This window comes from Streptomyces hundungensis (assembly GCF_003627815.1).
Lineage (GTDB): Bacteria > Actinomycetota > Actinomycetes > Streptomycetales > Streptomycetaceae > Streptomyces > Streptomyces hundungensis_A.
In genome coordinates this window covers 4,834,028-4,849,269 of sequence record NZ_CP032698.1, presented here as the reverse complement: position 1 = coordinate 4,849,269, position 15,242 = coordinate 4,834,028, and the positions used below count along the sequence as shown (strand labels likewise).

The window sequence follows — 15,242 nt, the reverse complement described above, 5'->3', positions numbered from 1 at the left end:
ACGCTACCGGGTCCCCCCACGCCCTTGCCAAGCCCTCCCTCAACCCGCCGGCTCAAGCGGCCTGGACCTCCAGGCGCTCCCCGAACTCCCGCACCGCAGGCTCGTCCCCGTACGGCTCAAGACGCTGCTGGAAGTCGTCCAGGTAGTCCGCGCCCCGGTTGGTGCGCAAGGTGGCCAGGAGCTCCGCCGCGCGGGTGCCGGTGGCGCACGCCTGCTCCACCTCGCGCTGCTGCACCTGGGCGGTGGCGAGCAGGATCAGGCCGATGGCGCGGCGCCTGGCCCGGCTCTCGGGGTGCCCGGCCAGCGACTCCTCGGCCCTGCGCGCGGCGGCCTCGGACTGGCCCAAGTCCCGGTGGCAGTGGGCGAGTTCGTCGGCGAGGTAGGCGTGGTCGAAGTGGGCGATCCAGCTCGGGTCGTCGCCGGACTCGGGGTCCGCGCCCTCCAGCGCGGTGAGGGCGCGGCCCGCCACGATCTGGCAGGTGCGCGCGTCGCCGAGCAGGGCGTGCCCACGCGCCTCGGCCGCGTAGAACATGGCCTCGGCTCGCGGGGTGACCCGGCCGCGGGCGCCTTCCTGGGCAGCCCTCGCCAGTTGGGCGATCTCGCGCGGATTGCCGAGCTGGGCGGCGAGGTGGCTCATGGAGGCGGCCAGCACATAGCCGCCGTAGCCCCGGTCGTCGGCGGCCTGGGCGAGCCGCAGGGCCTGGATGTAGTAGCGCTGGGCCAGGCCCGGTTGGCCGGTGTCGACGGCCATGTACCCGGCGAGTTCGGTGAGCCGGGCCACCGCCGCGAACAACTGCCGCCCCACGGACTCCCGGTAGGACCCGGCGAGCAGCCCGGACACCACACTGTTGAGGTAGTGGACGACGACGGGCCGCACATGACCGGCCCCGAACTGGTGGTCAAGGCCCACCAGCGCGTCGGTCATCGCCTTCACGGCCTCGACGTCGGCGGCGCCCACCCGCTGCCCGGCGCTGCGCGCGACCTGCGCGTCGGAGCCGGTGATCAGCCAGTCCCGGCTCGGCTCGACGAGCGCCGAGGCCGCCACGGTGGACCCGGACAGGAAGTCCCGGCGCCCCACGTCGCTGCGCCACAGCTCACAGACCTGCTCGATCGCGCCGAGCACGGTGGGCGAGAACTGGAGCCCCACCCCCGACGCGAGGTTCTTGCCGTTGGCCATGCCGATCTCGTCGATCGTGACCGTACGGCCCAGTTTGCGGCCGAGCGCCTCCGCGATGATGCCCGGCGCCCTCCCCCGCGGCTGTTGTCCGCGCAGCCAGCGGGCCACGGACGTCTTGTCGTAGCGGAGGTCGAGGCCCCGCTCCGCGCCGACCATGTTCACGCGGCGGGCGAGCCCGGCGTTGGAACATCCGGCTTCCTGGATGAGCGCCTGCAAGCGTTCGTTGGGCTGGCGGGCGACGAGAGGCCTGGCTGCCATGTGAACCCCCTGGTGCGGCAGTGAACAGCACCCTGATCACTGCCCTGCGAATATGCAGAGAAACGAGGGGAATCGGAAATATGGCGTCATTGCCAGCATTCCGGTGTGCTTCCCCCGCATATGGCTACCCTGCCGCCGAGGCACAGCCGCACGCGCGCCCCCGCCCATGCACCCATGCGCCCCATTTGCAGGACCGATACCCCCGATCCCACGGTCGCCGAGCCCGTAACCCTCGGTGGTGCGCACAGTTGAGTGCGGCGTGGAAGAAACCATCACGGGCACGGACACGGAACCCGCACAGATCCCCAAGCAGCGGGGCGAACAGCTCCTGGACAGCGCCGTACGGTACGCGGAGGAACGGCACTGGGACGTCTTCCCCGGCACCTCCCTCGAACCCCACGAAGGGGTCGAGCGCTGCTCCTGCGCTGACACGACGTGTCCGAAACCGGGTGCGCACCCCGCCCGGCCCGACTGGGCGACCCAGGCCACCGGCAGCGCCGTCGCCGCCCGCCGCCTGTGGTCCAAGAACCCCCGGGCCTCGATCCTGCTTCCCACCGGGCGGACCTTCGACGCCATCGACGTACCGGAGTCCGCCGGATTCCTCGCGCTGGCCCGCATGGAGCGGATGGACCTCACGCTCGGCCCGGTCACCTGCACCCCCGACCGCCGGATGCTGTTCTTCGTGCTGCCGGGCGCGGGCGCCAAAGTCCCGGATCTGGTACGGAAGTTGGGGTGGTCGCCCGCAGCGGTGGACCTGATCACCCGTGGCGAGGGCGACTACGTGGCGGCGCCGCCGACCCGGATCGGCGGCTCGGGCGCGGTGCAGTGGGCACGCCGCCCCACCCCCGCCAACCGCTGGCTGCCGGACGCGGAGGAGCTGATCAGCCCCCTCGCCTACGCCTGTGGTCGGGAAGCCGCCGCGGCAAGGGGCCGTCGCCCCTAGTGCCGGTGGCGCCCCGGGATCCTATGGTGTCCGGGGAGACACCACCACGGGGACGAAAGGCACCACCATGCCGGACCAGGCATTCGAAGGATCGTCGGACACGGCGGGCGGAGCGCTTACGGCGCCGCCCGCCGTCCGCGTCCAGGGGCTGTGGAAGCGCTTCGGCGAGCAGATCGCGGTCGCGGGGATCGATCTGGAGCTGCCCGCGGGCAAGTTCATCGGTCTGGTCGGCCCCAACGGGGCGGGCAAGACCACCACGCTGTCCATGGTGACCGGGCTGCTCAGGCCCGACCAGGGCAGGGTCGAGGTCGGCGGACACGACGTGTGGCGCGACCCGGTCGCCGTGAAGTCCCGCATCGGCGTACTGCCCGAGGGTCTGCGCCTGTTCGAGCGGCTTTCGGGGCGCGAACTCCTCGCCTATTCGGGCCGGTTGCGCGGACTGCCCGGCGCCGAGGTCGACAAGCGGGCCGCGCAGCTCCTGGACGTACTGGACCTCGCGGGCTCCCAGCACAAGCTGGTCGTCGACTACTCGACCGGCATGCGCAAGAAGATCGGCCTGGCAGCGGCCCTGCTGCACAATCCCCAAGTCCTGTTCCTGGACGAGCCGTTCGAGGGCGTCGATCCGGTCTCCGCCCAGATCATCCGGGGCGTCCTGGAGCGCTACACCGCCTCCGGCGCCACCGTCGTGTTCTCCAGCCACGTCATGGAGCTCGTCGAGTCGTTGTGCGACTGGGTCGCCGTGATGGCCGCGGGACGCATCCGCGCCCAGGGCACCCTGGCCGAGGTGCGCGGCACGGCCCCCACGCTCCAGAGCGCCTTCCTCGAACTCGTCGGCGCGAGCGGCCGCGACACCGGGGACGCCCTCGACTGGCTCGGCGGCGGTGCCCGATGACCGCGCCCTCTCCCACCACCTCCGCCCTGACGCCCGTCTTCGTACGGCTCAAGCTGTCGCTCCTGAAGAACGGGCTGCGGCAGTCCGGCGGGCGCAGGGCCGCCTACATCACCTCCGCCGTACTCGCCCTGCTCTTCGCGGCGCTGCAACTGCTCGGCCTGATCGCGCTGCGCGGCAACGCCCACGCCGCCACCCTGACGGTGCTCCTCGTGGCGCTGCTGGCGATCGGCTGGGCGGTGATGCCGCTGTTCTTCCCCAGCGGCGACGAGACCCTCGACCCGACCCGGCTCGTGATGCTGCCGCTGCGGCCGCGGTCGATGATCGGCGCGCTGCTCGCGGCCTCACTGGTCGGCATCGGGCCGCTGTTCACGCTCTGTCTGCTTCTCGGATCGGCGATCGCGGTGGCGACGCGCGGGGTGGGCGCGGCCCTGGTCGCCGTCCTCGCGGTGCCGCTCGCGCTGCTCGTGTGCGTCGCGCTCGCCCGCGCCGTCGCCGCCGCCAACACCCGGCTGCTGACCTCCCGCAAGGGCCGCGACCTCGCGGTGCTGAGCGGACTGGTCATCGCGATCGGGCTCCAGTTCGTGAACTTCGGCGCCCAGCGGCTCGGCGACGCGGGCGGCCTGTCCGCGCTCGACCCGGCCGCGGAGGTGGTGCGCTGGCTGCCGCCGTCGGCCGCGATCGGGGCGGTCGACTCGATGAGCGAGGGCGCGTACGGTCGCGCCGCGGCCCAACTCCTGCTCTGTGTGGCCGCGTTGGGGCTCCTCCTGTACGCCTGGGAGCGCTCGCTGGTGAAGCTGATGACCACCCCGGACGGCTCCACGCTCGCCGCATCCGACGCCTCCCGCAAGGAGTCCTCGGGGCGCGGGCTCGCCTCACTGCTCCCCGAGGGCCGCACCGGCACCGTCATGCTGCGTACGCTGCGCTACGCCTGGCGGGACCCCAAGACCAAGGCGGCCTGGATCACCTCGCTCGCGATCGGCCTGATCGTGCCGGTCTTCAACGCCCTCCAGGGCGCCGGGACCGTGTACTTCGCGTGCTTCGCCACGGGCATGCTCGGCATGCAGATGTACAACCAGTTCGGGCAGGACACCTCGGCGTTCTGGATGGTGCTCCTGACCATCTCCTCGACCCGGGACGCCTATCTGGAGCTGCGGGCGCGGGCGTTGGCGCTGTTGCTCGTGACGCTGCCGTACACGGTGCTCGTGGCGGCGGTCACGGCCGGGATGCTCGGCGACTGGGCGAAGCTGCCCGAGGTCGTCGGGCTCGCGCTGGCCCTGCTCGGCGCGATGCTGGCGACGGGCTCGGTGGCGTCGGCGACGCTGGCGTACGCGATTCCCCAGGACAGCCGCCGCAACGTGGCGCCCGGGCAGGGCGGGATCGCGGCGCTGTCCATCCTGGGCGGGATGGTGGTGAGCGCGGTGCTGTGCGCGCCGCTGATCGTCCTGGCGGTCTGGCTCCATGTGGCGGGCCCGCATGCGGGGTTGTGGCTCCTGCTGCCCCTGGGGGCGGCGTACGGGGGGCTGGTGTGCTGGGTGGGGCTGCGGGTGGGGGCGGGGCGGGCGGTGGGGAGGTTGCCGGAGATTCTGGGGGCGGTCAGTGAGGGGTGAGCTGACCCCGACCCCCTGGGGCTCCGCCCCAGACCCCGGCGCGTTTTCCCACCCACCCGCCCGTGACGGGCATTGAAGGGTTCGGCCCCTGGGGCTCCGCCCCAGACCCCGTTCGCGCCTTGAGGGCGCTCGTCCTCAATCGCCGGACGGGCTGAGGTGCTGGCCAGCACCGAGCATTTAAGGGGCGCGGGGAACTGCGCGCCCAGCCCCGCACGGCCCGCAGACGAAGACGGGTTTTCTTGGGGGCGCGGGGAACTGCGCGAGAAGCGGGCACGGTCCGCAGGATCGAGAGGGTTTAGGGGCGCGGGGAACTGCGCGACCAGCCACCCGCGGCCTGCGGACGGAGGCGGGTTTTTGGGGGCGCGGGGGACTGCGTGAGGGGTTAGGGGGTTGGGGCGAGGTTGAGGAAGGGCTCGAGCGTGGCTCGCCATCCCTCCGGCTGGTCGTAGTGGACCAGATGCCCCGCATCCGCCACCTCCCCATACCGCCCCCGCGGCAGCACCCGCACCATCTCCTGCGCCTCCGCCCGGCCGAGCTCACCGTCCAGGCCGCGCACCACCAGTGCGGGGCAGGTCACCTGGGCCAGCTCCTCCCAGTGCGCGTCGTACACCCACGTCTCGCGGGACCTCAGCATCTGGCGGCGCGAGAAGACCGGGCGCCAGCCGTCCGCCCGCTCCGCCATCACCTCGGCGAAGAACTCACCCCGCGCGGGGCTGGGCCGCTCGACCCAGGGGTCGTCCTCGCCGAACCACTTGCGTACGTCGGCCAGTGTCGCGAACGGCAGCGGCCAGGACGTGAACCAGTCCTCCCACTCCCGCTGCGAGGCCGCGCCCAGCGCCGAGGCCCGCATGTCGCAGATGACGAGCGCGCGGACCAGGTCGGGCCGCTTGGCGGCGAGCTGCCACGCGGTGAGCGCGCCCATGGAGTGGCCGATCAGCGTGACCGGCGCGAGGCCCAGCTGTTCGACGGCGGCCTCGGCATCGGCCACGTACACCTCGCGGGTGAAGGGGCCTTCGGCCGGCTTCTCGCTACGGCCGTGGCCCCGCTGGTCCAGGGCGACCGCCCGGTGCTTCTCCGTGAGCCAGCGGGCCGTGGAGGCCCAGTGCGAGGCCCGGCCCATCAGACCGTGCAGCAGGAGGACCCCCGGAGCCGGCTCGGTCTCCGCACGGGCCTTGGGCCGGTCCCCGAACTCCCAGGCGGCGAGGCGAACCCCGCCGGCCCCCGTCACGTCGATGCGCCGCACCATGTGCCCTGGCACCCCCTTCAACCCCGAGCGGTCAGTTCCCGGCAGAGTATCGAACCTCTATTCGAAAACTCGCGTCTCTCGCGCAACACCCCTCGTTCGAGTGACCACCCTCAAGGATTGACGGAACGTGCCGAGGGGAGATCTTCTGCGGGAGGCGGGCCGCTCGGGGAAGACGGTCCGCGGGGGTCGACCCTGGGAGCTCGGGGCTCCGGGTCGAGACCGGGGAGGAGAGGCCCCGGCGCCGCGAGGCGCCGGGGCCCTGGTCTTCCCGAAGCCGGTGGGCGGGGCGCAGGGCCGGGGCAGCCCCGGATGTCCACGCTGATGCGAGTGGTTCGAACGGCGTCATACCGCCGCCCCCTCCCCTGCCGCACGCCTCTGCGGTCATATGCCTCAGGGCACAGCCTCGCACGCGATCCGCCCGGCCGCTGCCATTCCACCCGGAAACCGGCCTTCCCCGCAAGCTTCCCCCACCCTTCACCAAGCGGCCTCAACTGCCGTACGCGGGAAGGGTGGTGACACGCCGTTATGTGGTGACGCGACGTCACGGGGCGGCCGGGGGGAAGGGATGAGGCGGGCCCCGCCTGGACCCTTCGGCGGGCCGGTGCGCCTCAGCGCTTCGCTACGAAGACGTGCGACGCGACGTCCGCGCCCAGTTCGGCGGCCTCTCCGCTGCTGCCCACCAGGACCCCGCCGGGCGACTGCGTCACGCTCACCACGGAGCCGGGCTGCACGCCCGCCCGTCGCAGCGTGTACATCAGCTGGGCGTCCGTCTGGATGGGCTCGCCGATCCGGCGCACGATCACCGTCTTGCCCTCGGGGCCCGGGTCGAACTCACCCAGACTGATGATGCCGTCCTCCAGGAAAGCGTCCGCCTCGGCCTTCTCGCCCAGCTCCTCCAGGCCCGGGATCGGGTTTCCGTACGGGGACTCGGTGGGGTGGCGCAGCAGCTCCAGGACGCGGCGCTCCACCGCCTCGCTCATGACGTGCTCCCAGCGACAGGCCTCCGCGTGGACCTGCTCCCACTCCAGGCCGATCACGTCGACGAGCAGGCACTCGGCGAGCCGGTGCTTGCGCATCACGCGCGTCGCCAGACGGCGCCCCTCGTCGGTCAGCTCCAGGTGGCGGTCGCCCGCCACCTGCACCAGGCCGTCGCGCTCCATGCGCGCGACCGTCTGGCTCACCGTCGGGCCGCTCTGGTCCAGGCGCTCGGCGATGCGGGCGCGCATGGGGACCACACCCTCCTCCTCAAGCTCGAGGATGGTGCGGAGATACATCTCCGTGGTGTCGATCAGTCCGGACATACGTGCCCCTCGATGCTGTGACATGAAACGTCGTACCGCTGGCCCTGGACCAATTCTGACGCATCGCACCGACAACCGTGCCGCGGCGAGCGTCGCCCATCTTGACCGGAACTCCGCCTACCCCGTATTGACAGGGCAAAGGTCCAGACCGCACCGTGATCGGCGCACGGTCGTTACCCCACCCCGGAAAGGGTCCTCGGCGATGAGCGAGAGCAAGCTGGCCGGACAGTTCTTCGACGCCGCGATCGAACTCCTGGGGCGGGCACGGGACGAGGAGTCGCTCAACATCGCCGCCGCCGGAGCCGTGATCGCCGACGCCGTCGAGGCGGGCGGGCGGCTCTTCGCCTTCGGCGCCGGGCACTCCTCGCTTGCCGCGCAGGACGTGGTCTACCGGGCCGGCGGCTTCGCCCTGATGAACCTGCTCGCGGTGCCCGGGGTGGTCGGGGTGGACGTCATGCCCGCGACGCTCGGCTCCGCGCTCGAACGGGTCGACGGGCTCGCCGGTGCGGTGCTCGATTCCAGCCCCGCCCGGCCGGGGGACGTCCTGGTGATCATCTCGCTGTCCGGGCGCAACGCGCTGCCCGTGGAAATGGCGATGAACGCGCGGGCGCTCGGGCTCAAGGTCATCGGCGTCACGTCGGTGGCGTACGCCGAGAACACGAGGTCGCGTCATGTCTCGGGGACGTTTCTGCGGGACCACTGCGACATCGTGCTCGACAGCAAGATCGCGGTGGGTGACGCGGAGCTGACGCACGAGGGCATCGAGGCGCCGTTCGCTCCCGCGTCCACGGTGGTGACGAGTGCGCTGATGCAGGCGACGATGGCGGCGGCGGCGGAGTCGCTGGTCGCTCGGGGGGTCGAGCCGCCGTTGTTGCGTTCGGGGAACGTTGACGGGGGGCACGAGTGGAACGGGCGGGTCATGGCGGAATACGGCGACCGCATCTTCTTCCGCCACTGAGCGACTCCCTGGGGCGCCTGACCCACCCGCCCGTGTAGCGCGTTGAACCAGCTGAGCCCCTGGGGCTCCGCCCCAGACCCCGTTCGCGCCTAAAGGGCGCTCGTCCTCAATCTCCCCCAAGGCCTTAAGGGCCAGGGGGGACCCCCATGACAGGCTGAGGTGCCGGCCAGCGCCGAGTGGCTAAGGGGCGCGGGGAACTGCGCGACCAGCCACACACGGCCCGCAGACGAAAACGGGTTTTTCTTGGGGGCGCGGGGAACTGCGCAGAAAAGGCCGGCGCTCGTGGGGGGGCCGACGGGCGGCCCGAGGGGGCTCCCCTCAAGCGCCCAGCGTCGCCGCAAGGTCAAGCACCACCCCCACCCGCACCCCCACACTCTCCGCATACACCGCATCCGCCCGCTCAAAGCCCGGACGGGCCCCGCCGCGGAGGAAGGTGAGTACGCCCAGGGTGCGGCCGCGGCTGCGGAGTACCGCGCACAGGGCGTGGGCCGCGTCCGGAGGCCATTGGCGCTCGGACGCCCAGCCCTCGGCCCGCGCCGCGCCCGCGCCCGCGCTCGCCCGTACCGAGCCGATCCGGTCCACCGCCTGGAGCGCGGGGTGGCCCGCCGGATAGCGCACCGGGAGGCCCCCGGCCGCCACCGGCGCGGCGGGGCCGGGGGAGCCGACCGGCGTGGCGACGGCCCGTACCAGACGGTCCCCGACGGCCAGGTCCACCAGCGCGTGGTCGGCGAAACCGGCCAGGGCGAAGTCCAGGTGGCAGGCCACCGCCTCCATCGGGTCCTCGTACTCGGCGGCGGCGCGCGAGGCGCGGTGCAGTTGGTTGGAGCGGAAACGCAGCCGGTCCGCGTCCTGTTCGGCGAGCTTCGCGTCGGTGACGTCCTGGAAGAGCCAGCCCACCCCGAGCGGCACGGGCTCTTCGGCCAGCGGGGAGGAGAGCCTCAGGAAGCCGCTGCGCCAGCAGCGCCGCCGCTCGCCCTCGGGGGTGCGCAGCGTCACCCACATCTCGGCGGGGGCGGCCGGGGCGCCCTCGGCCAGGACGTGCTGGAGGGCGCTCTCCAGTTCCTCGACGCCCTGGACGATCAGCTCGCCGAACGGGCGGCCGAGCAGGGTCGAGCGTCCGGTGCCGAGCGCGCGGGCGGCGTAGGAGTTGACGACGGTGGGCCGCAGGTCGACGTCGACCAGGACCACGCCCCAGGTCCCGTCCTCGGCCAGCGCCTCGCTGAGCGCGATGGACCGCTCCAGGTCGATCTGCGCGTGCACCTCGCTGAACGCGCAGTACACCCCGCCCGGCGCGCCGTCCGCACCCCGTACGCCCGCCGACTGCGTACGCACCAGGACGCGGCTGCCGTCCTTGCGCAGCAGGGCGAACTCGTGCACTTGGCGCCCGGGCGCGTCCATCACCGCCATCAGGCGTCCGTGGATCTCCTCGGCGTCGGCGGCCCGTACCGCCCAGCCCGCGAACCCGTGCCGTCCGACGGCCTCCTCGGCCGGCCAGCCGAGGATCCGCTCGGCCTCGCGGTTCCAGTGGGTGACCACGCCGTCCGCGTCGAACGCGCAGAGCGCCGCGTCCATCCCGTCGAGCAGGGCCGCGAGCAGACCCCCGCCGGGTTCGGGCCCGGCCTCGCTCGCCGAGCCCGTACCGGAACCGGAACCGTCCGGAACCGCGGCACTGGCCGTTTCACTCCGGGAAGCACTCACCCCTGGCACCCCCTGCACCGCATCACGCGGCTGACGCGCGGACTCACCCACGTCGGATCATTCAACTCGAACGTGACGCAGCCCACACCGACTTCGCGGAAATCCCTTCCGGCCAACGGCGGTTACCGGCCGCTCCCGCCGCTTTCCGCCGGGCGTACGCATAGTGGTGCCCATGACCTCACTCGTACGCCATGTGACCTTCGACTGCGCCGACGCCTACCGCCTGGCCACCTTCTGGGCCCAGGTGCTCGGCGGCACCCTGGGCGAGGACGACGTGCCCGGTGACCCGGAGGCCCAGGTCACCGCCGACGGCATCGCCCTGCTCTTCCTCGTGGTGCCCGAGCCCAAGGCGGTGAAGAACCGCGTCCACCTCGACCTCCAGCCGCAGGACCGCACCCGCGACGAGGAGGTCGTACGGCTGCTGGCGCTCGGCGCCACCCTCGTCGACGACCACCGCCGTCCGGACGGTACGGGGTGGGCCCTGATGACCGACATCGAGGGCAACGAGTTCTGTGTGGAGCGCAGCGCCGAGGAGCGGGCGCGCACCTCGAAGTAATTCGCTTGAGGGCGTCCGGGCGCCCTCCTACTGTGTGGTGCACACGAGAAGGGAGGTGGTTTGACAGATGTATGCAAACCGGACGCGTGAGGTGACTGCGGGCTGACGCCTTCCCCCAAGCTCTTAAAGAGCAGGGGGTGCCCCCAGTCGCACTCTTTGTGCGGTGCCGGCATGACGCCGGCCGAAATTCCCAGCAGTCACCGACCCGCGGGCTCGCCGGTACGTCCGGCCGGCTCCTCTCCGGAGGAACCCGAGCCCGCGGGTTTCTGCGTATCCGTTGCTGCGTACCCGGCGACGGATGGCCGGTTGGCCGGATCAGGGCGCGAGTCGCTCCACGTGCCAGGCGCCGTCCCGTAGGACGTACCGCAGCCGGTCGTGCAACCGGTTCTCGTGGCCCTGCCAGAACTCCACGGTCTCGGGGCGGACCCGGAAGCCACCCCAGTGCTCGGGCACCGGGATGTCGCTGCCCTCGGGGTAGCGGGCCGCCAACTCCTCGTAGCGGGCGGCCAGTTCGGCCCGTGAGGCGAGCACCGTGGACTGGTCGCTGGCCCAGGCGCCGAGCCGGGAGCCGTGCGGGCGGCTGCGGAAGTAGCGCTCGGTCTCGGCGCGCGGCACCCGGGCGGCGGTGCCGGTCACGATGACCTGGCGGGCCAGCTGGTGCCAGGGGAAGAGCAGCGAGACGTACGGGTTGGCGGTGAGTTCGGCGGCCTTGCGCGAGGCGTAGTTGGTGAAGAAGACGAAGCCGTGCTCGTCGTAGGACTTCAGGAGCACCGTGCGGGTGGAGGGCCGGCCGTCGGGGGTGGCGGTGGCGACGACCATCGCGTTGGGCTCGTGCAGGCCGCCCGCCACGGCCTCCTTGAACCACCGGGCGAACTGGCCCATGGGCGTGGCGGCCAGCTCCTCCTGTGCGAGAAGGGTGGTCCGGTACTGCTCGCGCATCGCTGCGGGGTCCAGGTCGGTCACCCGACCCATCCTGCCGTACCGCGGCCCCGGGCCCGGAGGGGGTCCAGTGTGCCCGCGGCGGCGGGGCGTTAACCCTGTACCGCGGATTTGGGGCAGTGTGCCGGATGTCACGCTTCCCCGCATCGGCGGGACCCGCCAAACTCTCGGCTGGGCCACTGTGGCCTCCATACACGTGGTGAGACCCGCGGCGGGATTCCTGCCCGCCGTACGGGGCATGACCGAGGGACCCGGGGCGGCACGGCCCGCCCGCAGCCCGTCGCACACATCCTGAGGAGCCGCCTGATGTCCGACTTCGTACCCGGACTTGAGGGAGTCGTCGCGTTCGAGACGGAGATCGCCGAGCCGGACAAGGAGGGCGGCGCCCTTCGCTACCGGGGCGTCGACATCGAGGACCTGGTCGGACACGTCTCGTTCGGGAACGTGTGGGGCCTGCTGGTCGACGGGGCGTTCAACCCCGGTCTGCCGCCGGCCGAGCCGTTCCCGATCCCGGTCCACTCCGGAGACATCCGGGTGGACGTGCAGTCCGCGCTCGCCATGCTGGCGCCGGTGTGGGGCCTGAAGCCGCTGCTCGACATCGACGAGAAGACCGCCCGCGACGACCTGGCGCGGGCCGCCGTGATGGCGCTGTCGTACGTCGCCCAGTCGGCGCGCGGGCAGGGCCTGCCGATGGTTCCGCAGCGCGAGATCGACAAGGCGCAGTCCGTAGTGGAGCGCTTCATGATCCGCTGGCGCGGCGAGCCCGACCCCAAGCACGTCAAGGCGGTCGACGCGTACTGGACGAGCGCCGCCGAGCACGGCATGAACGCCTCGACGTTCACCGCCCGGGTCATCGCCTCGACCGGCGCGGACGTCGCGGCGGCGCTGTCCGGCGCGGTCGGCGCGATGTCGGGCCCGCTGCACGGCGGCGCGCCCTCGCGGGTGCTCGGCATGATCGAGGAGATCGAGCGCAGCGGCGACGCGAGCGCGTATGTGAAACAGGCCCTCGACAAGGGCGAGCGCCTGATGGGCTTCGGCCACCGCGTCTACCGCGCCGAGGACCCGCGCGCCCGGGTGCTGCGCCGCACCGCCAAGGAGCTGGGCGCGCCCCGCTTCGAGGTGGCGGAGGCGCTGGAGAAGGCGGCCCTGGAGGAGCTGCACGCGCGCCGGCCCGACCGGGTGCTGGCCACGAACGTGGAGTTCTGGGCGGCGATCGTGCTGGACTTCGCGGAGGTTCCGGCGCACATGTTCACGTCGATGTTCTCCTGTGCGCGGACGGCGGGCTGGTCGGCGCACATCCTGGAGCAGAAGCGGACGGGCCGTCTGGTGCGGCCCTCCGCCCGCTATGTGGGGCCGGGCTCGCGCGACCCGCAGTCGATCGAGGGGTACTCGGACACGCTGGGCGTCGCCGACTTCGCGGGCTGAGCACGGGCGGGGACACGGGCGGGCCGGGCGCGGCGGAAAATTGGATGGCGCCACGTGGAGTAGCGGTGCGCGCGCCCAACACGATGATGCGCGATAAGGCACTTACGGTTCGGTTTAGTCCGTTTTGCCCACCCGAATGTGGAGTTCATTGTGAGCCTCATCCGCCGCGCCGCCGTTGTGGCCGCGCTCTCCGCCGCCGTGATCGTCCCCACCACCGCGACCGCCCAGGCCGCCCCGCAGTCCGCTGTGCGCGTCGTGGCCCACGGTAACTACGGTTACGGCGACGACCACGGCAACAACGACTCGAACCGCCACCGCCACTACGGCCTGCTGACGAGCCTGCTGCTGATCCTCCTCTGAGCGAGGAACCGCGACACCGAGCGGGCGCGCGCCCGGAACCACTGGGTTCCGGGCGCGCGCCCGTGTTGCGTCCCGGGTCGCCTCGGGTCAGCCCGTCACGGGCAGGAGGCCCAGGAGCGGCTGGACCGGGTCGATCACCTGGTGCAGCTGGCTGAGGTCGTTGAGGTGGTTGAGACCGGCGAGCTGCTGCTTGACGCCGGGGAGCTGGGCCGCGTACTGGGCGGGGATGCCGCTGGCGGCGAGGTTGTCGAGCTCGCTGATCGGGTTCAACGGCTTGCCCACGTGGTCGAGGGGGCCCGCCGCGTTCGCCGAGGAGACGGCGAGGCCCGAGACACCGGCGGCGACGGCGAGGACAGTGGCGATGCGTCGTGTTGAGATCACGCCTGCACAACGGGGAGTGGCGGCCAAGGACACGGCCGCCACCCGCTCTCACCCCACGGGCGTACCCGGCCCTGGCCCCCGCCGCACATGGCAGCAGCTCCTGTCCGGGGGGAGTAGATCCCCGGACAGGAGCTGCCGGCGTGCTGTCCGCGCCGCGACACGGATCCTGTGTCCGCACGGCCCGACGAGCAGCCGTGCGGGGAGACGTTCCGTCCGGCCACCGGTGCCCCCGTGCGCGCCGGTGACGACGTCAGTGACTCGGTGCCGTACGCCCTGTGCCGAGCCCTACAGACCGTTCGGCCAGGCGTAGCTCGCGGGCACCGGGTGGGTGTCGGTGTCCCGGGTGAGGACGAGCGCGATCTCGTCGCGTTCGCGCAGCACGATCGCCGCGGGGTTCCCGGCGACCGCGCGCCCGTTGACGTACGCCTTCAGATGGCGCCCGCCGACCGCGTGCAGGCCGCCGATGCGGTCGGCGCTCAGCGGGACGCCCCACTCGGTCATGAACTGGCCCAGTGTGAAGTCCGCCCGCTTCGGCGACTCGACGTGGATCACCCCGCTGGTGTCGTGGGTGTGCAGGGGGCTGATGAGCCGGTGCGGCGCGTCGATGCCGATCGAGGCGGGGACGGTGACGGGCCGGCCGTCGACGAGGACGTCCAGATGGGTGTGGGTGTGCTGGACCATGCCCTCGGCGGACAGCATCTCAAGGCCCGCCGATTTGGCCGCCGCGGCCGGGTCGGCGGGCGCGGGCCACGGCGGCGCGCCCTCACCCACCGGGTGCGGATCGGGGCGGCCGGGCGCCGCCGCCGTCGCGCCCTGGGCCGTGAGGGCGGTGACGGCGAGCAGCGCCGCGACGGCCCCGGCGAGCCGCAAGGTGGCAGGGACGTTCCCCGACGGACGGGACATGGGTCAACTCCTGGGAGAGCGGGGCGAGTTGGGGCCGTCCCCAGGGTGCGGGCACGGCGCCCCGGGCGGGCGCTCGGCTCAGAGGGCCGCGGTGGCGGCCGGGTCGCTCTGGACCGCGGGCGCGGTCAGGCCGGCCTCCGGCAGGGTGACGGCCGGCAGCCCGTAAAGACCGGCGCGCGGCTGGCTCAGGGGGGCGCCGAGGTCCGCTCCCGGGGTGAGCAGGTGCAGCGCGGTGTCGGGGGCGACCAGTTGGGGGGTGCCGAGGTTGCGGGGGCTCAGCGGGTCGGGCAGCGGCGTACCGATGTGGGTGTCGGGCAGCGCGGTCTCGATCGGCAGCGCGGGGACCATGTTGTGCGGCAGGAGGTTGCCCTTCACATAGCGCGGTCCGTCCGGGGCGCCGGGGACGGGCAGCGGCATGCCGGTGTGCACGGTGGGGGCGTCGAACGGAAGGACGGTGTTCAGACCGCCGAGCGGCACGTCGACCGGGGCGGTCGGGGCGGCCGCGGCCGGCGCCACAGCCGCTGCCGTCGCGATGCAGGTCAGTACGGTCGCCAGGCCCGCGCGTGAGGTGATTCCCATGGATGTTCTTTCCTTCCCT

15 protein-coding genes are annotated in these 15,242 nt (G+C 72.6%); 7 read left to right on the top strand and 8 right to left on the bottom strand.

Annotation, left to right across the window (positions count from 1 at the left end):
• Positions 1-52: 52 nt before the first annotated feature.
• Positions 53-1,435 (bottom strand): transcriptional regulator, encoded by a 1,383-nt coding sequence (locus DWB77_RS21615; protein ID WP_120722815.1) that lies wholly within the window; start codon positions 1,433-1,435, stop codon positions 53-55.
• Positions 1,436-1,694: 259 nt separating this feature from the next.
• Between DWB77_RS21615 and DWB77_RS21610 the strand changes: the two genes are divergently transcribed.
• The 3 genes from DWB77_RS21610 to DWB77_RS21600 all read left to right on the top strand — a co-directional run bounded on the left by DWB77_RS21610 (position 1,695) and on the right by DWB77_RS21600 (position 4,877).
• Entirely contained in the window at positions 1,695-2,378 is a 684-nt protein-coding gene (locus DWB77_RS21610; protein ID WP_120722814.1) for a bifunctional DNA primase/polymerase, read from the top strand.
• Between the two features lie 67 nt (positions 2,379-2,445).
• Positions 2,446-3,270 (top strand): ABC transporter ATP-binding protein, encoded by an 825-nt coding sequence (locus tag DWB77_RS21605; RefSeq protein ID WP_120722813.1) that lies wholly within the window; start codon positions 2,446-2,448, stop codon positions 3,268-3,270.
• Positions 3,267-4,877, top strand: a complete 1,611-nt coding sequence (locus DWB77_RS21600) for a transporter (RefSeq protein ID WP_120722812.1) — start codon at positions 3,267-3,269, stop codon at positions 4,875-4,877. The genes DWB77_RS21605 and DWB77_RS21600 overlap by 4 nt, the downstream gene beginning before the upstream one ends.
• 382 nt (positions 4,878-5,259) lie before the next feature.
• On the opposite strand, the gene DWB77_RS21595 is transcribed toward DWB77_RS21600, so the two are convergent.
• On the bottom strand, positions 5,260-6,123 hold the full coding sequence (locus DWB77_RS21595; RefSeq protein ID WP_120722811.1) for an alpha/beta fold hydrolase: 864 nt from the start codon (positions 6,121-6,123) through the stop codon (positions 5,260-5,262).
• A gap of 608 nt (positions 6,124-6,731) precedes the next feature.
• Entirely contained in the window at positions 6,732-7,424 is a 693-nt protein-coding gene (locus DWB77_RS21590; RefSeq protein ID WP_120722810.1) for a metal-dependent transcriptional regulator, read from the bottom strand.
• A gap of 202 nt (positions 7,425-7,626) precedes the next feature.
• Between DWB77_RS21590 and DWB77_RS21585 the strand changes: the two genes are divergently transcribed.
• Complete coding sequence (locus DWB77_RS21585) at positions 7,627-8,382, top strand: SIS domain-containing protein (RefSeq protein ID WP_120722809.1); 756 nt, start codon at positions 7,627-7,629, stop codon at positions 8,380-8,382.
• A gap of 318 nt (positions 8,383-8,700) precedes the next feature.
• On the opposite strand, the gene DWB77_RS21580 is transcribed toward DWB77_RS21585, so the two are convergent.
• Positions 8,701-10,080: a PAS domain-containing protein gene (locus DWB77_RS21580; protein ID WP_120722808.1), complete on the bottom strand. Its 1,380-nt coding sequence runs from the start codon at positions 10,078-10,080 to the stop codon at positions 8,701-8,703.
• Positions 10,081-10,252: 172 nt separating this feature from the next.
• On the opposite strand from DWB77_RS21580, the gene DWB77_RS21575 reads away from it, so the two are divergent.
• Positions 10,253-10,636 carry a VOC family protein gene (locus DWB77_RS21575; protein WP_120722807.1) on the top strand — a complete coding sequence of 128 codons (384 nt, stop codon included), beginning with the start codon at positions 10,253-10,255 and terminating at the stop codon, positions 10,634-10,636.
• Positions 10,637-10,951: 315 nt separating this feature from the next.
• Here DWB77_RS21575 and pdxH read toward each other — a convergent pair whose 3' ends face one another.
• The gene (pdxH, locus tag DWB77_RS21570; RefSeq protein ID WP_246033600.1) at positions 10,952-11,608 is read right to left on the bottom strand and encodes a pyridoxamine 5'-phosphate oxidase; all 657 of its coding nucleotides are present in this window, start codon (positions 11,606-11,608) and stop codon (positions 10,952-10,954) included.
• A 273-nt stretch (positions 11,609-11,881) separates the two neighbouring features.
• Here pdxH and DWB77_RS21565 point away from each other — a divergent pair, with 273 nt between their 5' ends.
• Positions 11,882-13,000: a citrate synthase 2 gene (locus DWB77_RS21565; RefSeq protein ID WP_120722805.1), complete on the top strand. Its 1,119-nt coding sequence runs from the start codon at positions 11,882-11,884 to the stop codon at positions 12,998-13,000.
• 150 nt (positions 13,001-13,150) lie between these two features.
• Positions 13,151-13,360, top strand: coding sequence for a hypothetical protein (locus DWB77_RS21560; RefSeq protein ID WP_120722804.1), 210 nt, complete (start codon positions 13,151-13,153; stop codon positions 13,358-13,360).
• Between the two features lie 87 nt (positions 13,361-13,447).
• On the opposite strand, the gene DWB77_RS21555 is transcribed toward DWB77_RS21560, so the two are convergent.
• The 3 genes from DWB77_RS21555 to DWB77_RS21545 form a co-directional block, all read right to left on the bottom strand.
• Positions 13,448-13,741 carry a hypothetical protein gene (locus DWB77_RS21555; RefSeq protein ID WP_120722803.1) on the bottom strand — a complete coding sequence of 98 codons (294 nt, stop codon included), beginning with the start codon at positions 13,739-13,741 and terminating at the stop codon, positions 13,448-13,450.
• Between the two features lie 285 nt (positions 13,742-14,026).
• Complete coding sequence (locus DWB77_RS21550; RefSeq protein WP_120722802.1) at positions 14,027-14,644, bottom strand: hypothetical protein; 618 nt, start codon at positions 14,642-14,644, stop codon at positions 14,027-14,029.
• 78 nt (positions 14,645-14,722) lie between these two features.
• A complete protein-coding gene (locus DWB77_RS21545; protein WP_120722801.1) occupies positions 14,723-15,223 on the bottom strand; it encodes a hypothetical protein in 501 nt (166 codons plus the stop codon).
• Positions 15,224-15,242: the final 19 nt, after the last annotated feature.